The sequence below is a fragment of the Bacteroides sp. HMSC067B03 genome (assembly GCF_001811315.1).
GTDB classification, from domain to species: Bacteria; Bacteroidota; Bacteroidia; order Bacteroidales; family Bacteroidaceae; genus Bacteroides; species Bacteroides faecis.
The window spans coordinates 26,432-47,057 of record NZ_KV804479.1; the positions used below are offsets into that span (position 1 = coordinate 26,432).

At 42.7% G+C, this 20,626-nt stretch carries 12 protein-coding genes; 9 read left to right on the forward strand and 3 right to left on the reverse strand.

All coding sequences use genetic code 11. The features are described from left to right. Positions 1-8: 8 nt before the first annotated feature. Positions 9-695 (reverse strand): potassium channel family protein, encoded by a 687-nt coding sequence (locus HMPREF2794_RS24685; protein ID WP_010537318.1) that lies wholly within the window; start codon positions 693-695, stop codon positions 9-11. Between the two features lie 4 nt (positions 696-699). Continuing rightward, complete coding sequence (locus HMPREF2794_RS24690; RefSeq protein ID WP_055271181.1) at positions 700-2,529, reverse strand: TrkH family potassium uptake protein; 1,830 nt, start codon at positions 2,527-2,529, stop codon at positions 700-702. A gap of 144 nt (positions 2,530-2,673) precedes the next feature. Between HMPREF2794_RS24690 and HMPREF2794_RS24695 the strand changes: the two genes are divergently transcribed. Next, a complete protein-coding gene (locus HMPREF2794_RS24695) occupies positions 2,674-4,044 on the forward strand; it encodes a TrpB-like pyridoxal phosphate-dependent enzyme (protein ID WP_070752964.1) in 1,371 nt (456 codons plus the stop codon). A gap of 56 nt (positions 4,045-4,100) precedes the next feature. Here the strand turns inward: HMPREF2794_RS24695 and HMPREF2794_RS29725 are convergent, their stop codons facing one another. Next, positions 4,101-4,490, reverse strand: a complete 390-nt coding sequence (locus HMPREF2794_RS29725; protein ID WP_022301711.1) for a helix-turn-helix domain-containing protein — start codon at positions 4,488-4,490, stop codon at positions 4,101-4,103. A 374-nt stretch (positions 4,491-4,864) separates the two neighbouring features. Here HMPREF2794_RS29725 and HMPREF2794_RS24710 point away from each other — a divergent pair, with 374 nt between their 5' ends. From HMPREF2794_RS24710 to HMPREF2794_RS24750, 8 genes are all read left to right on the forward strand, one after another. Next, entirely contained in the window at positions 4,865-5,602 is a 738-nt protein-coding gene (locus HMPREF2794_RS24710; RefSeq protein WP_010537313.1) for an anti-sigma factor antagonist, read from the forward strand. Positions 5,603-5,615: 13 nt separating this feature from the next. Beyond that, complete coding sequence (locus HMPREF2794_RS24715) at positions 5,616-6,566, forward strand: ABC transporter substrate-binding protein (protein WP_022301713.1); 951 nt, start codon at positions 5,616-5,618, stop codon at positions 6,564-6,566. A gap of 12 nt (positions 6,567-6,578) precedes the next feature. Then, on the forward strand, positions 6,579-8,501 hold the full coding sequence (locus HMPREF2794_RS24720) for a SpoIIE family protein phosphatase (protein WP_070752969.1): 1,923 nt from the start codon (positions 6,579-6,581) through the stop codon (positions 8,499-8,501). A 27-nt stretch (positions 8,502-8,528) separates the two neighbouring features. Next, the gene (locus HMPREF2794_RS24725) at positions 8,529-8,936 is read left to right on the forward strand and encodes an ATP-binding protein (protein WP_022301715.1); all 408 of its coding nucleotides are present in this window, start codon (positions 8,529-8,531) and stop codon (positions 8,934-8,936) included. Positions 8,937-9,037: 101 nt separating this feature from the next. Beyond that, on the forward strand, positions 9,038-13,099 hold the full coding sequence (locus tag HMPREF2794_RS24730) for a hybrid sensor histidine kinase/response regulator transcription factor (protein ID WP_022301716.1): 4,062 nt from the start codon (positions 9,038-9,040) through the stop codon (positions 13,097-13,099). Positions 13,100-13,732: 633 nt separating this feature from the next. Beyond that, complete coding sequence (locus HMPREF2794_RS24740) at positions 13,733-15,991, forward strand: glycosyl hydrolase family 95 catalytic domain-containing protein (protein ID WP_070752990.1); 2,259 nt, start codon at positions 13,733-13,735, stop codon at positions 15,989-15,991. Between the two features lie 308 nt (positions 15,992-16,299). After that, positions 16,300-18,423: a heparin-sulfate lyase HepC gene (gene hepC, locus HMPREF2794_RS24745; protein ID WP_010537306.1), complete on the forward strand. Its 2,124-nt coding sequence runs from the start codon at positions 16,300-16,302 to the stop codon at positions 18,421-18,423. A gap of 20 nt (positions 18,424-18,443) precedes the next feature. Further along, positions 18,444-20,609 (forward strand): surface glycan-binding family protein, encoded by a 2,166-nt coding sequence (locus tag HMPREF2794_RS24750; protein WP_070752973.1) that lies wholly within the window; start codon positions 18,444-18,446, stop codon positions 20,607-20,609. The last annotated feature ends 17 nt before the right edge of the window (positions 20,610-20,626 follow it).

Consider the following 20,626-nt stretch of genomic DNA (forward strand, 5'->3'; position numbering starts at 1 on the left):
ATGTATCTTTAAATAGCTTTCCAGAAAGACTGAAAATCACGGTATTTGCCGTAGCAGACCAGTTCGTCTCCTTCTTCCACCTTTTCATCTCCGGGCAACTCATTCTTGACATGAAGCTCTGTCAGAGAAATGCCCAGACAATTAGTGACACTGTTCGCCCGCTTTAATGCGATAACTTTCAGATGAAACTCTTCATCCATATTCAGTTCATTCACAAAGTATCCTACAAACTTCTTCGGAACGGTAAACTTCACCACATAATAATCCTGGTCGATACGGAACGCTTCCATCGTCGCTCCAAAATCGAGCAACTGCACCAGGCTGCGGGCGGCATCCTCTTCCGGTGTCAGAATTTTCTCCAGACTGAAAGCCTCCAGCACCGCTTTGTGTACCGCATCAATGGCACGGGCAAAGATACGCGATACCTTTTTCTGCTTCAGCAATGCAACAACACGTATGGAGGCACCGAAATTCTCACCAATGGCAACAATGACGATATCTACACTATTCAAAGGCAGCACCGACAATGACTGCTCGTCCGTAGCATCAATGACAAAAGCGGTAGCAACCTTGTCTTTGATTGAATCTACACGGCTTTCACTGATATCCGCTCCAATAATCTCATGTCCCAATGCCGACAATTCCTCGGCAAGCACATGTCCGTAATTTCCTAAACCAATAATAATATACTTCATGATGTTAGTTTATGATGATGTTATCACTCGGATAACGGTATTTTGTATTCTTTTTCTGTTTGACGATTCCCAGCATCAGAGTGATCAGCCCTACACGACCGATAAACATCAGCAAAGATACCAGCAACTTACTCGCATCACACAGCTGAGGAGTCAGATTCAAGCTCGATCCTACCGTACTGAGGGCAGAAACACATTCGAAAGTCAGCGCCAGTAAAGAAGCCTCCGGCTCGAGTATGCTCAATATAAAGATAAAGAGAAACAGTACTCCCAGCGACATGACTACCGTCGCATTGGAACGCCGGATAGAATCGTGAGACAGTTCCCTGCCAAATACTTCCACCCGCTCACTCCCCCGCAATACAGCGACAAGATTCAGCACGACTACTGCAAAAGCATTCACTTTGACACCGCCTGCCGTAGACTGCGAACCACCGCCGACCCACATTAAGAAAAGATAAACCAGCAGAGTCTGCACACTCAAGGATGCCAGATCGACACTGCTGAAACCGGCTGTTCGCGGACAAGTAGCATTAAAGAAAGCTTGCGTCCACTTATCGGCGACAGGCATACCGGCAAAAGAGGCATTCCACTCAAAAGCAGCAACAGCCAATGTACCGATCAGCAAAAGCAGGAAAGTCATGATTAATACGATTTTCGTATTCAGGTTATAGAGGTGCTGCACCTTATGCCTTTCCAGTTTACGGGTACGTACAAATTTCCAGAAACGGCGCAAATGGTATAATACGATATCTTTGAAATTAACCAGAATCGGGAAACCGATACCTCCAAATATGATAAGTAAGGAAACGGAAATGAACAACCAGTTGTGGTTAGTCATCACCATCGGATTTCCCAAGTTACCGGAAAGGGTGGAAAAACCCGCATTACAGAAAGCAGAGATGGAGTGGAACGCGGCAAAAGCCAGCTCTTCTTCCAGATTCATCCCCAGTGTACCGTGAATGCTGAACCAGATCGATATCATACCTATCCCTTCGATCACCAGCGTAAATCCCAATATATACAGCAAAGTGGACAGCAATGACCCCAGCGAATTGGAACTGACCATATCACGTACGACAAGCTGATTGTAAATGGAAGTATTTCCCATAAAGAACATGGCGAAGAAACTGGTCAATGTCATCACACCCAGTCCGCCAATCTGAATCAGCAGGATAATGACAACCAATCCGCTGGTGGTGAAAGTGGTGGATACATCTACCGGGACCAACCCCGTCACACATACGGCACTGGTCGCTGTAAACAGAGAATCGACCCAGGTGATGCCATTGACCGTACATCGCGGAAGCATCAGCAATCCCGTCCCGATCAGAATAATAGCCAGAAAGCTGACAGCCAGTATCAGAGACGGATTCGTGCGGCGTCCTAAAAGACGCACCAGCCCATTGGATAAGTTCAGCAGAGAAAAGATCAGCAACAATACCAAATGATAGAACTTCCCGTGAAGGAATTCCCAAACCTGCAAAATCGCTCCTTCTTCCTCCGGACGATGGAAGATGACAGGTACCAGAGTGAGATAGAGCAATCCGCTCAATATCCATGCCAGCCTTCGATATTGCTTTTTCGTATTCCGGTATTCCAGCGAAATATGCAATGTGACATCAATCAGGAAGATGATCCATACAGCTTTATACAAGACCTGTATCTGCTCTACTTCCCCCGGGGACAAGGGAAAACCATGTTCGTAAACTACTCCGACAATCAACAACAGAGATGCCAGATACGTGAGTGCTTCTACCAGCCCCAGTATGATGCGTATATAGGGTTTCAGAAGTTTATTCTGATATAACAGAAATTTATGATAAATCTTCATATCACATTTTTTATTGTCGTCTTTGCTATGTCGTGCAAACTTAATTAAAATAACAATCGGATTCCATTCTTTGTTGACAAAATTACACGAATATTAAAAATTTTGCCTACTTTTGGCAGCAGAAAACTAATAAACCACAATATCATGAGTGACAAAAGAAAACGGTATATCCTGCCGGAAGAAGAAATTCCACATTACTGGTACAACATTCAGGCTGACATGGTGAACAAGCCAATGCCTCCGTTGCATCCGGGAACCAAACAACCGCTGAAAGCGGAAGATCTGTATCCAATCTTTGCCAAAGAACTGTGCCATCAGGAACTTAACCAGACGGACGCATGGATTGAAATACCGGAAGATGTACGCGAAATGTATAAATATTATCGCAGTACGCCGCTTGTACGCGCTTACGGACTGGAGAAAGCGCTCGGAACTCCGGCACATATCTATTTCAAGAACGAAAGCGTCAGCCCGATCGGTTCTCATAAGTTGAACTCTGCGCTGGCTCAGGCATACTATTGCAAAGAAGAAGGCGTCACGAACGTTACCACCGAGACCGGTGCAGGACAATGGGGAGCCGCTCTTTCTTATGCAGCCAAAGTATTCGGACTCGAAGCTGCCGTTTATCAGGTAAAGATCAGCTACGAGCAAAAACCTTACCGCCGCAGCATCATGCAGACTTTCGGTGCACAGGTGACTCCTTCTCCGTCAATGTCTACCCGTGCGGGAAAAGATATCCTGACTGCTCACCCTACGTATCAGGGTTCTCTGGGTACAGCCATTTCGGAAGCTATCGAACTGGCACAAATGACTCCCAACTGTAAATATACACTCGGTTCGGTACTCAGCCACGTAACTCTCCATCAGACAATCATCGGTCTGGAAGCTGAAAAGCAAATGGAAATGGCAAGCGAATATCCGGATGTGGTAATCGGTTGTTTCGGAGGTGGTTCCAACTTCGGAGGTATCTCTTTCCCATTTATGCGTCACAACATTCTGGAAGGAAAGAAGACCCGTTTCGTTGCTGCCGAACCTGCTTCCTGCCCCAAACTGACTCGCGGTAAATTCCAATACGACTTCGGTGACGAGGCCGGATACACTCCGCTGCTCCCGATGTTTACATTAGGACATAACTTCGCCCCTGCCCATATCCATGCGGGCGGTCTTCGCTATCACGGCGCAGGTGTCATCGTTTCACAGTTACTGAAGGACAACCTGATGGAAGCAGTAGATATCCAGCAGCTGGAATCTTTCGAAGCGGGCTGCCTGTTCGCACAGATGGAAGGTATTATTCCGGCACCGGAATCTTGTCACGCGATTGCCGCCGCCGTACGCGAAGCAAACCAGTGCAAGGAAACCGGAGAAGAGAAAGTGATTCTGTTCAACCTGTCCGGACATGGATTGATTGACATGGCATCTTATGATAAGTATCTGGCAGGCGATTTAGTGAACTACGCATTGACTGACGAAGATATCCAGAAGAACCTGGATGAAATAGGAGACTTGTCCAAATAAACTTCGGTATCAGAACCGAACATTATCATTATAAAGCCCGGTACACTGTGCCGGGCTTATTTATTTTCTGCATGCAGCATATCCATATACTCACCGGGGGACATCTTTTCAACATTCGCAAAATAGCGGTAGAAACTGGAACGGGAAGTAAAGCCGCTCATGAACATCAGTTCCTTCACAGAAAGGTCTTTCTGCAGTCTGGCCTGTTCTTTAAAATACTGCAAACGATGGAAATTGATAAAGTCTCTAAAGCCGGAAAAGCCATCGTAATGAAGAGCTTTATCGAGCCTGTTCTCATTCGTATTCAAGTCATTCAACAAGTCCTGCAATGCATATTGAGGATTGGTAAGACAATCACCCGGACAATATGCCACAACGAAAGATGATTCATCGGTACTTCTGTTAAGCGGGGTAACGCATTCGATCCCCCCTGGCTGAAAAGCCATATCCATTCGAGATTATCGCATAACAAAAGAAGAGACAGGGTAATGGCAAGCATTCCCCAGGCTTTCTGGAGTCTGTTATCAGAAGAACGGAAAAAAACAATAATTCCCAATACCAGACCCACAACATCCAGCAATAATTCAATGCATAATACTATGACATTTACCATCCTTTTTTTTAAAGGGGCAAAAGTATACTTTTTCAGAAAAGAAAGAGGAGTTCCTTTCTTTAAAAAACGTCCCATTTTAAGAAAATCAACTAAAATGGGAATCTTTTGGAAGGTACAAATTTCCTCCTTCTAATCGGAACAAATACCTTTGTCCGAGTATTCAATTCAAACAATACCAATTTAAATATGACACGCTACTTAAAGAATATGGAAAAAGAAATTATCATCAACAATCAACCTGATGAAATCACAAGAATTGCCCAATTCATCGACGAATTAGGGATGTCATTACAACTTCCGCCGAGTATTACAATGAGTGTTAACCTCGCTATCGAAGAAGCCATCTCCAATATTATCCATCACGGTTACCCGACAAACAAAGAAGGTGAGATCACACTCCTAACTTCTGTTGCCCCCGGAATACTCACCGCCCGAATCATAGACAATGGTATTTCATTCGATCCCACTGAAAGAAACACCGATGCTGACAACATTATATCGCTCGACCAACAGCTGACACAGGGATTAGGACTCTTTCTAATCCGGCGGACGATGGACAAAGTGGAATATCACTCTACGGAATCTCAAAATGAACTGACCCTTATCAAAAAGATCGATATGGACTTCAAACCGGAAGCTTCGCTCAAAACCAATATTTGCAAAATAGAAGAAGTGACCATACTAACTATTGAAGGACGCCTGGATACAGCAAACAGTAACGATTTCAATGTAGTCATCAGTCCGCTGCTAAGCATGCCGACTCCGAATATCATAATCAATGTCGAAGGTTTGCTCTATATCAGCAGTTCCGGTTTGCGCAGTCTGATTACCCTTCAGAAATGCGTCCGGCAACATCAGGGAGTGCTTGTCATAGAAGCAATGAGACCTGAAATCCTGAAGATATTCGACATGACCGGTTGTTCTTCCCTGTTTACCATTCGCTAAAACGCCCTGTCTTATGAAGAAATCAGGTATTATATCCTGTATTCTGCTGTTAACCGCTTTCTTTTCAGCAGGCACAACGAATGCGCAGTCTATCGTCCTCACTCCCAAGTGGACCGCACAGGCACAATTCGCCGGTTACTATGTAGCCGAGAAGATGGGATTTTATAAAGAAGAAGGGCTCGACGTGCGCATACAGCATCCTTCTCTCTCCGAAAGTTCCTTTTCTTTTCTGAAGAAGGGTAAAGCTCAGGCAGTTGTCATGAACTTGTCGTATGCGCTGACTGAGTTCTTTGCAGGCGCACGCGTAGTCAACATCCTGCAGACCTCACAGGAAAACAGTCTGATGCTGGTCAGCCATTCACCATTGAAAGGTCTTACTGCCCTGCAACATCAGAAAATAGCCGTATGGAATCATCTCAGTCAGGAATTACTCGGACAAGTTGCCAATAAATACCAGCTTCAGGTGGAATGGATACGCTTTAACGGCGGAGTGAATATCTTTCTCTCAAAGGCCGCGGATATCTGTCTGGTAGGAAGTTACAACGAATTCCTCCAATTGGCGGAATGCGGTATGAAAACAGATTCTACCCACGTCATGCATTTTGCCGATTACGGATACAACCTGCCCGAAGATGGCCTTTACGTTACCGAGGAATTTTACGAGAAGTATCCGGAAGCCGCACGAAAATTGGCAAAAGCCAGTATGCGTGGCTGGGAATGGGCCAATGAACACCGGGAAGAGACCCTCGACATCATTATGGAAGAGGTGCATCTACACAACATAGGAACCAATCGATATCACCAGCGTAAGATGCTGGATGAGGTATTGCGATTGCAAACAAACAGAGAGAGCGGCAAACGAACCTTCCGGCTAAGCCATGAAGGTTTTGACCGGGCAACAAGCATTTTGCTGCCTGCACAGAAGAAAACAGCCCATATCCGTTATGAGAATTTCGTAAAATAACCAGATCATTCCATGAAACATACTTTTTCACGTTCCTTCGCCACACGTCTGAGCATCTACGTGCTTTCATTCACGTTGATTATCTTCACCACCATCATGGTGCTGGCATATAACTACAGCCAGGAGAAGGTCACCAATTATGCTATCGAACGAACCCACGGATTGTTGAATAACATGGTCACGGAAATCTCCAGCCAGTTGAGTTCTGTAAAAACAACCGTCAACCAATCGCTCTGGATGCTGGAAGGAGGACTGAATCATCCCGATTCACTGCGCCATATCATTACGGAAGTGGTGAAGAACAACCCGTTCATCGTTGGGAGCGGCATTGCCTTCCGACCGGATTATTACAAAGACAAAGGAAAATATTTCATGCCTTACGCCGCGTTCCGCAACGGGAAGGATGGAGAGATTGACTATCATGTATTAGGCAGCCAGAATTATGATTATCCCTGCATGGACTGGTACCTGATTCCCCAGTTACTGAAACAAGAATACTGGAGCGAACCGTATTACGATGAGGGAGGGGGAAATATAATCATGAGTACGTATGCCAAACCGCTATACAACAGTGACGGAGAAGTTTTTGCCATCTTTACCGCCAACATATCCTTATCGCAGTTTACCGATACAATCAGTCACCTGAAACCCTACGAATCAAGTTATACCTATCTGCTCAGCCGCAACGGAAGTTTTCTGACTCATGCGGACCGAAGTAAAATCATGAATGAAACAATATTCTCCGAAGCCTTTGACGGCAACAATCAGGCACAGGAGCAGATAGGACATGAAATGCTGGCAGGGCATACCGGAACGAAGCATTTCAATTATAAAGGAAAAGATTCATATGCCTTCTACACCCCTATCCAACATATAGGATGGTCGGTATGTACGGTCTGCCCGAGCAAAATTATTCTTCATGACCTGGACTCTATTTCCAGAGAGATTATCTATACCTTCCTTGCAGGTATGCTGGCACTGTTCCTGATGGTATACAGCATCATCCGCCGGCTTGCCCGCCCATTGGAGAAGTTCTCCGAATCGGCACGCCAAATCGCTCTCGGAAGGTTTGATGTCAAGCTTCCGAATGTACATTCGAACGACGAGATAAAGGATCTGCACGACTCGCTCTCCTATATGCAACATTCCTTGTCTGCTTATGTAACTGAGTTACAGGCAACCACCGCAAGCAAAGAACGGATTGAAAGCGAATTGTCCATTGCCCGGGAGATACAGATGGGAATGATTCCCAAAATATTCCCTCCCTACCCCGACCGTAATGATGTGGATTTACATGCAATCCTGCATCCTGCCAAAGAAGTAGGCGGCGACTTATATGATTTCTACATAAACGACAACCGCCTCTATTTCGTGATTGGAGATGTGTCGGGCAAAGGAATTCCGGCTTCATTGTTTATGGCGATTACCCGTAGCCTGTTCCGTACCTTGTCTCAGCAGGCTGTTTCACCGGCCAGAATTGTCACCGAAATGAATAACTCGATCTCCGACAATAACGAATCGAATATGTTCGTTACACTGATTGTCGGGATACTCGACTTGCAGACCGGAATACTTAAACTGAGCAACGCAGGACACAATCCCCCTTTCATTATTTATCCGGACGGAGAGGTCTCTCTTCTGGAATTCAAGACGTATCTTTTCGCAGGAGTAATGGAAGACGTGGTCTACTCCGATGAAGAAATAACGCTGAAAGAAGGAAGCAAACTATTCCTTTACACAGATGGAGTAACAGAAGCCGAAGATATAGACAAGCAGCTATACGGAGAAGAAAAGCTGCTGGAAGTTCTGTCTCAAAACACTTCATCGGATGTGCGCAGCACGGTCGACGCCGTAGTCAGTTCCGTAGCCGGACACGTCAAGGAAGCCGAAGCCAGTGATGATTTAACAATTTTACTAATACATTATAAGCCTTAAAAAGACAAACAATAAAGCACAATGATTATGGAAAAAGAAATAAGAATCTCCAACAATCTAAATGAGATTGCCACTTTAGCAAACTTCATTGAAGAGCTAGGTGAGGAACTGTCTTTACCTATGGAAGCAATCATGAACATCAATCTGGCATTGGAAGAAGCTGTTGCCAATATTATTATGTATGCCTACCCTTCCCAGGAGGAGCATATCATTCTACTAAAAGTGACGTCTACTCCCAAACAACTCGTTTTCCTGCTGACAGACAAAGGAGCTTCCTTTGACCCGACACAAGTGGAAGACACGGACATCACCCTTTCTCTTGAAGAACGTCCGATCGGGGGATTAGGAATTTTCCTTATACGAAGCATCATGAACGAAATATCGTATCAGCGTCTTGACAATGAAAATCGATTGACAATGAAAAAAGACATCTGACAACAGACGGAAAAAAGATCATGTAGTTTTCTATCCACAGACATGAGGTATTTAAAGGAAATTACTATCTTTGGTGCCATTATTAATCTCGTGAACTAATAATGAGCAAGCTTAAGAAGATAGTAATCTACTTGTTTTTCCTGTGCATAGGAATGCATTCCGCCTTTCCCGAAACTCCGGAACAAATCACATTTTCCTATATTTCCATCAATGAGGGACTGTCACAAAGTACTGTGTTCTCTATTGATCAGGACAAAAGGGGAAATATGTGGTTTGCCACTTATGACGGTATTAATAAATATGATGGATACGCATTTACGGTTTATCAACACAATGAAGATGATCCGAACAGCATCGCCAATGACATCTCCCGTATTGTAAAAACCGACAGTCAGGGACGGGTGTGGATTGGTACGCGGGATGGATTGTCCCGTTATGATGAAGAAAAAGACATCTTCCAGAACTTTTTCTACGAGAAGAAAGGAAAACACCTGCAAGTCAACGGCATCGAAGAGATTTCACCGGAGCAGTTGCTGATCAGCACTCCGGAAGGGCTGATCATGTTTGATATCAAAGGGTCGAAATTTATAGATGACTCTTTCAGCACTGCGATGCACAAGACCATAGCCTCTACTCTTTACAGACAAGACGATCAAATCTATATTGGCACTCCGACCGACGGACTGTACAATTATTCCATTACCCAGAAGAGTTTTGAGAAAGTGATCCCTGTTTTAGGAACCAAACAGATTCAGGCTATCCTCCAGCAATCCCCTACCCGCATCTGGGTGGCAACCGAAGGAGCCGGACTATTCCTCATTAATCCGAAAACGAAGGAAATAAAGAATTACCTTCATTCCCCCTCCAATCCGAAGAGTATCAGTTCTAATTATATCCGCTCACTGGCACTGGATTCACAGAACCGTTTGTGGATCGGTACTTTCAATGATTTGAATATTTATCATGAGGGCACTGATTCTTTTGCATCCTACAGCAGTAATCCCGTAGAAAACGGCAGCCTGTCCCAGCGCTCGGTCCGCAGTATCTTTATGGATTCGCAAGGTGGTATGTGGCTGGGTACTTATTTCGGCGGACTGAACTATTACCACCCTATCCGAAACCGATTTAAGAATATCCGTAACATTCCTTATAAAAACTCATTAAGCGACAATGTAGTAAGTTGTATTGTCGAAGATAAAGACAAGAATCTGTGGATAGGCACGAATGACGGAGGATTGAATCTTTATAATCCGGCTACGCAACGATTTACATCTTATACGTTGCAGGAAGATGAAAATACGAGAGGTATCGGCTCCAATAATATCAAGGCGGTATATGTAGACGAAAAGAAATCTTTAGTATATATAGGTACCCATGCCGGCGGACTAAGCATTCTTCACCGTAATGGCGGTCAGGTAGAAAGCTTCAATCAGCGGAACAGTCAGCTGGTGAATGAGAACGTCTATGCCATACTTCCCGACGGAGAAGGGAATCTTTGGCTGGGAACTCTTAGTGCACTGGTTCATTTTAATCCGGAAAAGCGGAGTTTTACTACGATTGAAAAAGAGAAAGATGGCACTCCGGTCGTTCTCAAACAAATCACGACTCTATTCCGGGACTCCCATAAACGTTTGTGGATTGGTGGAGAAGAAGGTATATCGGTTTATCAGCAAGAAGGTCTGGAGATACAAAAAGCCGCTATACTTCCGGCTTCCAATGTCACAAAGCTCTTCACAAACTGTATTTACGAAGCTTCCAACGGGGTTATCTGGATAGGTACACGTGAAGGATTTTATTGTTTGAATGAAAAAGATAAGCAGATCAAACGGTATAATACAACCAACGGCCTGCCTAATAACGTAGTATACGGCATTTTGGAAGACTCTTTCGGAAGACTTTGGTTAAGTACCAACCGGGGCATTTCCTGCTTTAATCCGGAAACGGAGAAATTCCGCAACTTTACGGAGTCGGACGGGTTGCAAAGCAATCAGTTCAACACATCTTCGTATTGTCGTACTTCCGCAGGACAGATGTATTTTGGCGGTATCAACGGAATCACAACTTTCCGTCCGGAGTTATTGCTTGACAATCCTTACACCCCTCCGGTAGTTATCACCAAACTGCAACTATTCAACAAAGTAGTCCGTCCGGATGATGAAACAGGTATTTTGACCAAGAATATCAGTGAAACGGAAAGTATCACACTGAAATCCTGGCAAACGGCATTCTCCATTGAATTTGTAGTCTCCAACTATATCTCGGGACAGCATAATACGTTCGCCTATAAACTGGAAGGGTATGACAAAGAATGGTATTATCTGACGGACAGCCGTACTGTCTCCTACTCCAATCTGCCACAAGGAACATACCAGTTCCTCGTAAAAGCCGCCAACAGTGATGGCAAATGGAATCCTATTCCTACAGCATTGGAAATTATCGTTCTGCCGGTCTGGTATAAAACCTGGTGGGCATTACTCATCTTCTTCGCAACCTTCGTCGGTTTCATCACTTTCGTATTCCGCTTCTTCTGGATGCGTAAAAGCATGGAAGCCCAACTCGAAATAGAACGCAGAGACAAAGAACATCAGGAAGAAATCAATCAGATGAAGATGCGTTTCTTCATCAATATCTCACATGAACTCCGTACACCTTTGACATTAATTCTGACCCCGCTGCAAGAGATCATTAATAAAATCAGTGACCGGTGGACGCGCAACCAACTGGAATATATCCAGCGAAATGCAAACCGGCTGCTTCATCTGGTCAACCAATTGATGGATTACCGCCGGGCCGAACTCGGAGTATTCGAACTAAAAGCGAAAAAGGGAAATGCCCATCAACTGATACAGGACAACTTCCTGTTCTACGACAAACTGGCACGCCACAAAAAAATCACTTATACTCTACATTCGGAACTGGAAGACAAAGAAGTTCTTTTTGATGCCAACTATCTGGAACTGATCGTGAACAATCTTCTTTCCAATGCTTTCAAATACACGGAAAGCGGACAAAGCATCACTGTAACGCTGAAAGAGGAAAATGGCTGGTTATTATTGCAAGTCAGTGATACCGGTATAGGTATCCCCATCAACAAACAGGGGAAGATATTCGAACGTTTCTATCAGATAGAAAGTGAGCATGTAGGAAGTGGTATCGGACTTTCGTTAGTACAACGTCTGATAGAACTTCATCATGGACGTATCGAACTGGACAGTGAGGAAAACAAGGGCAGTACATTCTCTGTCTATCTGCCCCAGGATTTATCTGTTTACAAACCTTCCGAACTGGCTTCGAACGACGAACTGAATGAAGAGGAACAAGTATACTCTACCAACTCCAAAGCTATGTATTTCATCGACACGGAGAAAGTGGAAAACGAATCGGTGGAATCCGGTGATAAGAAACGCGGGACAATTCTGATCGTAGAAGACAATAATGAGATCCGCCGCTATCTCAGTAACGGACTGGCTGATTTATTCAATACGCTGGAAGCCGGAAATGGTGAAGAAGCACTGGAAAAACTGAAAGATAACGAGGTGGATGTGATTGTCACCGACGTGATGATGCCGGTTATGAACGGTATCAAGTTATGCAAAAATGTAAAACAGAATATCCGGACTTGTCATATTCCGGTCATCATTCTCTCTGCAAAGACCGATATCAAAGATCAGATGGAAGGTTTGCAAATGGGTGCGGACGACTATATCCCCAAACCTTTCTCGCTTGCCATTCTGACGACCAAAATACAGAACATGATGCGTACACGCAGACGAATGCTCGAGAAATATGCTAAGTCGCTGGAGGTAGAACCGGAAAAGATCACGTTCAACGCAATGGATGAAGCCTTGTTGAAACGCGCTATGGCAATTGTGGAAAAGAACATGGATAACATCGAATTCTCTACCGACGAGTTCGCCAGAGAAATGAACATGAGCCGTTCCAACCTGCATCTGAAATTAAAAGCAATTACCGGAGAATCAACCATCGATTTCATCCGTAAAATACGTTTTAATGAAGCAGCCAAGCTACTGAAAGACGGACGATATACCGTAGCGGAAGTCAGCACCATGGTAGGATTCAATACGCCGTCATACTTTGCGACCAGCTTCAAGAAGTATTTTGGATGTTTGCCTACCGAGTATATTAAAAAGTCTAAAGGATAGTTCGGCATAGACTATAAAGTTACCATTGACAACCTGTGACATTTTTGTGTTATATTAAAGTATTATATGGGGAAAAACAAAAATGTCACAGAGTTATGGATCAGCTATTTAAGTTCAGTCAGAGGTTATTTTTAAGAGAAGTTTACAGAAAACAAGCGGATGTTTTTGCCTTTTTCGGAGGAAAAATTGCACTTTTCTTATAATACAGTCTGTATCATGCCTTTACACCACATTTCTAAACACGATTTATTATTAGTGAATTACTGTGCTGCAACTGCCAAGAAGGACAAGAACAACCAAGCGGTTGCTGAACAGTATTACATCGGTTGCACAAGTGCGACAGAATAATTCTCTCAGAAGAAATGAGCAATAGGCCCAAGCTTTCAGTTAATGCATATGAAGCAAACAGCTAATTCTTCCGCATCATTTGGATGAAAGATACGGTAGTTCTCATTGAAGAAAGTATATTGTTATACAAATTTGATATATAATTCAATAAAACTAATAGTAGCCAAGTTGTTTTTGAATAAAGTATGAACGTTACAAACAAGCATTGGCTGCATTACTCTCTATTTTTGTATAGAGATATTAGAACCCTAAAAAATAAACCAAATGAAAGTAAAAGTTTATACTATGAACTCCAAAAAACGTTTTTTTTTCTATGCCGTTTTATCTTTCTTCTGCACGCTCATGGTCGATGCACGTTCAATAACCATACAGCAGAAGATTGACTGGCCTCAATTCATGAGTAACCAAGACATGATATGGGAAGTGCTACCCGAATATTGGCACGAATCAGCCTATCTGGGAAACGGCAGGCTCGGACTAATGATCTATAAAGAGCCGGAGAAAAACTACATACGACTCGAAACGAGCAATTGTGATGTACACGACCACAGGGAGAAAAGAGATGTATTCGGAATCCCCCGATTGCTTACCGGTCACTTTGCATTGCATCCCAAAGGAAAAATCATCAGTGGTAAAATGCGCCTTGATCTTTGGAATGCAGAGGCTACAACAGATATCATTACTACGAAAGGGAGTATTCATCTAAAAGCATTTGTCCATGCCAACGATATGATTATAGTTATAAAAGCAACGACAGAAGGAGAAGAGAAAGACTTTCAATGGGAATGGATAGCCGCTGAAGGTAACAGCCCCCGCTACCTTTTTTTCAAGAATCAAGGTAAAATGGACAAAATTCCGCAAGACTATCCGCTCAACCCCGTCGCTGAGATCAGTCAAGAAAATGGCATTCACTTATCTACCCAAAAGTTACTTGCCGGCGGCGAAACAGTAGTAGGATGGCAGGAAAATAAAGCAGAAAAAGGAGAACGCATTCTATGGGTAAACCTTACACATACATATCCGCAAACAAATGCCGGAGAAACATGTATGAAAGAAATAAAGAAAGCCAAACGACAGGGATTCAAAAAACTGCAAAGTACCCATCGCCAATGGTGGAATGCCTACTATCCGGCTAGTTTCATCACATTACCCGAAATCCAGAAAGAAAATTTTTATTGGATACAGATGTATAAACTGGCCTCTGCCACTCGTGGTGACCGTGCCTTAATAGATAATACAGGACCTTGGCTGACAGAAACTCCCTGGCCAAATGCCTGGTGGAACCTCAACGTACAACTGACTTATTGGGCATTGAATGCGTCTGATCATCTGGATCTGGCTGCTTCACTCGAAAACGCACTTTACAACCACACAGACGAGTTACGCTTAAATGTTCCTGCTGCTTACCGTTCCAACTCATTAGGGATAGGTGTTGCTTCCAATCTGGAATGTATGTCAACGGAGATAGGTATTCCCGGCAAAGGAAAAGCACAAGTAGGCTTATTGCCATGGGCATGCCATAATCTCTGGCTCATTTATCGTCACAAGATGGATGATAATGTATTACGCGACCAGTTATTCCCACTTTTAAAAGGTGCCATCAACTATTACCTGCACTTTCTGGAAAAAGGAGAAGATGGCAAACTGCATCTTCCTGCCACTTACTCACCTGAATATGACATTGTAGAAGACTGTAATTTCGACCTTGCCCTACTCCGTTGGGGATGCCAGACCTTACTGGAATCGGCAAAACGTCTGAACCTTCAGGAACCATTGATTGAAACCTGGCAAAATGTACTCGATAATCTGGTTTCGTACCCTATGGACGAGAATGGGTTGTTGATAGGAAAAGATATGCCTTATGCTTTTTCCCACAGGCATTACTCCCATTTACTTGCTATTTATCCTTTATATTTGCTCAACACAGAACAACCCGGTGCTGTTGATACGATCGAGAAATCATTAGCCTTTTGGCAAAGTAAGCCCAAAGCGCTCCAAGGTTACTCCTGTACCGGCGCCTCTTCCATCTCATCTGCCATCGGCAAGGGAAATGACGCACTTTCTTACTTGAACAAGTTATTCGGGAAATTCCTCAGCCCTACCACTATGTATAAAGAAGCAGGTCCTGTGATCGAAACTCCATTATCAGGCGCTCAGTGCATCCATGACATGCTGATACAGAGCTGGGGAGGAAAGATCCGGATTTTCCCGGCTGTTCCGGATGCCTGGAAAGATGTCGCCTATTCCGGTTTGCGCACAGAAGGAGCATTCAAAGTTTCTGCCAGCAGGAAACAGGGAAAGACTGAGTTTATACATATAAAAAGCCTCGCCGGCGAGCCTTGCGTAGTAATGACTGACATTTCTGATCCTGTTTTTACCGGAAAAAGAGACTTCTCCATCAAATCATCCGATAATGGTACTTATCAGATCGACTTGAAAAAAGGGGAAGAAATCATCATTTATCCTAAAGGTGCATCTCCGGATTTTAGCATCTCACCTATATCACATATGTCTCAAAACTATTTCGGTAAGAAGGCAAGATGACTCATTGAAATCAGCATGTAAAAGAGCTGCTCGAATGAACCTTAAAATCATCCATTTGAGCAGCTTAAATTGTACAAAAGGTAGCTTATAAGAGCATGTAGAGATATTACATTCTGATATCTAAAAAACTAGAATTCAGAGAAGAAACCGGCTTTTTACACAAAAATAGTATATGACTCAACAAAATTAATATCAAAAAAATCATTTTTGAACAAAGTGTGGACAACATAAATTAAGAATCATATTTAATGAGGTTACATTTGCAACAGTAAAATAACACTTTTAATAATTATAAAACCTAATAAAGTATGAAGAACATCTTCTTTATTTGCATTTGTGCCCTATTCGCATTTACCGGATGCACAGATGACGATGATGAACTATTGGCAAATGGAGACTCTAATATTAATTTGCTTCCGAATCCCCAGCCGAATGACGTAATTAATGAAAAGTTATTCGATGTAATCAACCTGGATTATCCGGGACTGGAGAAAGTGAAAGAGTATTATGAAGCTAATGAGTATTATTACGCTGCTCATGAGTTATTAAAATACTATAGAAACAGAGCGGATATCAGTAATCCGAATATTAATCTGATTAACCCTACTATCACTGCTTTTGATCAGAATATAGCCGATCAGGCACTGGAACATAGATTCTATGTACGTAATTTCAAGGAAAAAGAAGAAAATGGCAAAGAAGTCTATTATTCATTTGATAAAGACAAGAAAATAGACTGGACCTATGTGCCTACTGAAATTACAGACCAGGAATTTAAATCTCAGACTCACCGCCACCAATGGATGCTTCCACAGGCTAAGGCTTACCGTGTGAACCAAAATGAGAAGTATATCCAATCATGGATAGAGGTTTATAGCGACTGGCTGAATACTTTCCCTTGCCCGGAAGGAACGGTAAGCAAAGATGCAGTTCAGTGGTATGGTCTGCAACCTGCAGAAAGGGTGCTTGACCAAATCGATATCATGCCTCATTTTATTCAATCCACCAATTTTACTCCTCAATGGCTTTCAACATTCCTCGTTGCCTTTGCCGGTGAAGTAGAATGTATTCGCAACAATTATTATACTGATGGCAGCAATATCTATGTAACTCAGGTACAAGCCATTACCACAGCTGGTATTTTAATGCCCGAGTTCAAAAATGCGGAAGCATGGTTGAGTGAAGGTTCGCAAAAGATCACAGAACAGATTACCGCACAATTTCTGGAGGATGGAGTTCAAAATGAGCTGGACCCAAGTTACCATATCGGAGTAGTTGCCGGCTTCTATAATATATATAAAATCGCTCAACTTAATAACAAGCTAAGCTTATTTCCTTCTACTTACATAGAACAGTTGAGAAAAGCAGCCCGCTTTGTTATGGATATCATCTATCCGGATTATACAATTGATAACTTCAACGATACACGTTCTGCTTCCTATACTAAAAATGTATTATTGAGAAACCTGAGACAGTACTCTGAAATGTTCCCGGATGATGCAGAAATGAAATGGATGTCAACAGAAGGCAAGCAAGGAACAACACCTGCCGGCCTGGTACAGATATACGACGCTTCCGGCTATTATATGTTGCGCAGCGGATGGGGAAAAAGCTCAACCATGATGATTCTGAAGAATAATAACAATCCGGATAACAAATGGCATTGCCAACCCGATAACGGAACATTCGGTATCTATCGCAACGGACGTAATTTCTTCCCGGATGCCGGTGTATATTCTTACGGAGGAACAAGTGCAAGTAATGAAGACCGCAAAACATTCCTCGCAACTAAGAACCACAATACAATGACAGCTCTAAGTGCAACAATTGCCGATGGATATATGAAAGGTGAATTCCTTAAGCATGAAACTAAAGGGAACACACAAATTCTGGTCACTCAGAATCAGATCAAAGCCGGTCTCACTCACCGTCGTGCCGTATTCTTTGTAGATAAAGAATTCTTCGTACTGGTAGATGAAGGATACGGAGATGGCAACAAAGACAAAATCAACCTGAATTTCCATCTTTGTTCAAGCGAAGCCAATGAAACTGTATATGATGATTTGTCCGCTTCTTACCAATATGGCGCACATACCACATTTGCAAACAATAATATGCTGGTTCGCACTTTTGCTGAGACTAACCAAGATTTCGACAAATCAAATGTCAGTTCTGACGTTTCCAATAAATTAGGAGAGAAGAATGCGTCACGCAAAGGGTATCAATACACGATACGGAAACCACAGAATGGAGCAGCCCGCTTTATTACTGTAATCTATCCATTCGAAGCTGTTTCTACACTTGACAAACTGACTATGGATGCTCAGTTTACCGATAATTCCAGCGAAGATGCAGGTACATTCCATACAAACGGTGCTGCTGTAGAAGTGACTATCAATGGCAAGAAATACGAACTGTCTTATACTTTATAATTTAATATACCTAAGAAAAAATGAGATCTAAATTACAAAACATTACTTCAAGATTCCTGGCAATCTTAATGGTAGTTGGGTTGTGTGTCACGAACTCCTCCTGTACGGACCCGGAGACAACTGACTCTACCAAGTTTGCGCTTTTCTATGCCGGTATCACTGACATAGGCCCCTCTATGAGTTTTAATTTGGACGCTCCTACTTATATTGGAGGTGCTCCTTCTGATTTTGCAATAACACGCGTAACTCTGAATGGCGAAACTTATGATACAAATAGTTTTGCAATAGACACAAATACAGGATCAATTTCACTTTCCAATACAAGCGAATTGCCTGTAGGACTATATACCTTAAGTGTATCTTGTTATTCTAATGGTAACTATTATGAGTTTAAGGATATTGTAACGATTAATATGATGAAACCGGTACCGGATGGTATCAGTGTAGAACCTAATAAAATAAGTGCAGAGTTTGCTGACATCATAAGTACAGAAAGCACAGTAGAGTTACCTACTGCACAAGTTACTACTGAAGGTGATCATATCTCTATTCAGAAATATATCATTGCCAATGTACGTAAAGACGGAGTACTGGTTGAGGAGAATGATTTCTTCACTATTTCCAGTACAGGTGAGATTTCTATTGTCAAAGGTGAATCTAAAATTCAACCGGGCAAATATGTACTTGATTTAAAGTTAACCACAGCAATTGTGGACGAAGCAGCAGAAGAAGGTATCTTTGAAAATGCCATAGAAATAGATATAACTTCTAAACCTTTAACGTTGACTTATACTCCAAACACGGTCAAAGTAGAAGAAAATGCTCAAAATATATCTGCTGTACCGACATTAGTCGGCTCTTCCGAAGGATTGACTTATGCTATCAAATCAGTAAGCCCGACCTCCTCTTCCGTTACGATTGATCCTGTGACAGGAGTTATCACACTGGCAGCCAACAATCAGATGGAAATCGGCACTACCTGTGAAGTATCCGTAACTGTAACGAATCAATACGGAAGTACTGATTTCGAGAACGCATATACAATGACTATTGTAGAGTTTATTAATCCTATTACCAAATTCGAATACAGCGACACAGAAGAACTCATTCAAGCGACTGCTTTTGAACACCCCGTTAAGACAATAGATGGAGATGAAGTCAGCTTCTCATTTGTCAATCTGGACTCTAAATTAAGCGATTTGACTATCGATGCGACTACAGGTACAATTTCTGCTAAAAAAGGAAATAACATACCGGTAGGTCAACATACAGTTACTGTTTTGGCTAAAAACAACAAAAGTGAATTGCAGGCTTCTTTCAAATTAAATATCAAAACAAATCCATATTATTTCACTTATGTGCATTGGGGAAATAATTTAAATCTTTCACCTGCTCAAAATTATGCAAGCCAATATAGAGTTACATCCAACAACGCTCTGCTTTCTTTATCTATTCCAGTAGCAGAAACAGATATACCGGAAGGTGTAGAAGTAGAATGGACTATTGATAATAGCAGTTCCAGTATATCCGGAGGTTCCATTGATGAAAATGGTACGATTACCTTCACCGCAGGATGGACAAACGCTAAAGTTCTTATGATCCTCGTTAAAGCAACTACAGGTAAAGGTACTGCAGGTGAAATAACCATCAAGACTCCTGTATTTATCCATTGCTCGGGTGCTGTAGCCGGAGTTACAGTGAATTATACTCCATTCGTATTCCAGGTGAATCCACGTACCGGAGGAAGTTCCGTAACCCCCACAATAACAGGTACAGACTTAAGTACATTTATTGCAGACTACCGCCGTACCTTTAATTACTATAATATCAATGGACCTGCAGAACACAAAAATGGTCAACCGGGTGGTGGTAATGACACCTTCATGTACAGCCTTTGGAAAGCATATTATGAGTCAATTGGAGTTGCAAGCGTAAATACCGGACAGAAGTGGCCGTTATCATATTACGACAATACCTCCAGGCTTGCCGCACCATTAGGATATGTAGATGCAACCAACAACTGTGCTGTTAAAATCAATCCAAACAAATGGCTGAATGAATATGGCTATGCTAACGGAGTAATGATTGGACAGATGACGTTCGTAACAGATGGTAATTCAGGTGGTGTCAGCAGCGGATCATCAATGTTCCCATTGGCAATCTGGTTTGATACGAAATTCCAATAACGAAATAAATATATATC

What these genes read in the sequence shown, in the direction of transcription:
- HMPREF2794_RS24690 (WP_055271181.1), bottom strand. Translation starts at nt 2,529, where the DNA reads ATGAAGATTTATCATAAATTTCTGTTATATCAGAATAAACTTCTGAAA.
- HMPREF2794_RS24685 (WP_010537318.1), bottom strand. Translation starts at nt 695, where the DNA reads ATGAAGTATATTATTATTGGTTTAGGAAATTACGGACATGTGCTTGCC.
- HMPREF2794_RS24725 (WP_022301715.1), top strand. Translation starts at nt 8,529, where the DNA reads ATGGAAAAAGAAATAAGAATCTCCAACAATCTAAATGAGATTGCCACT.
- HMPREF2794_RS24750 (WP_070752973.1), top strand. Translation starts at nt 18,444, where the DNA reads ATGAGATCTAAATTACAAAACATTACTTCAAGATTCCTGGCAATCTTA.
- HMPREF2794_RS24720 (WP_070752969.1), top strand. Translation starts at nt 6,579, where the DNA reads ATGAAACATACTTTTTCACGTTCCTTCGCCACACGTCTGAGCATCTAC.
- HMPREF2794_RS24715 (WP_022301713.1), top strand. Translation starts at nt 5,616, where the DNA reads ATGAAGAAATCAGGTATTATATCCTGTATTCTGCTGTTAACCGCTTTC.
- HMPREF2794_RS24710 (WP_010537313.1), top strand. Translation starts at nt 4,865, where the DNA reads ATGGAAAAAGAAATTATCATCAACAATCAACCTGATGAAATCACAAGA.
- HMPREF2794_RS24740 (WP_070752990.1), top strand. Translation starts at nt 13,733, where the DNA reads ATGAACTCCAAAAAACGTTTTTTTTTCTATGCCGTTTTATCTTTCTTC.
- hepC (WP_010537306.1), top strand. Translation starts at nt 16,300, where the DNA reads ATGAAGAACATCTTCTTTATTTGCATTTGTGCCCTATTCGCATTTACC.
- HMPREF2794_RS29725 (WP_022301711.1), bottom strand. Translation starts at nt 4,490, where the DNA reads ATGGCTTTTCAGCCAGGGGGGATCGAATGCGTTACCCCGCTTAACAGA.
- HMPREF2794_RS24730 (WP_022301716.1), top strand. Translation starts at nt 9,038, where the DNA reads ATGAGCAAGCTTAAGAAGATAGTAATCTACTTGTTTTTCCTGTGCATA.
- HMPREF2794_RS24695 (WP_070752964.1), top strand. Translation starts at nt 2,674, where the DNA reads ATGAGTGACAAAAGAAAACGGTATATCCTGCCGGAAGAAGAAATTCCA.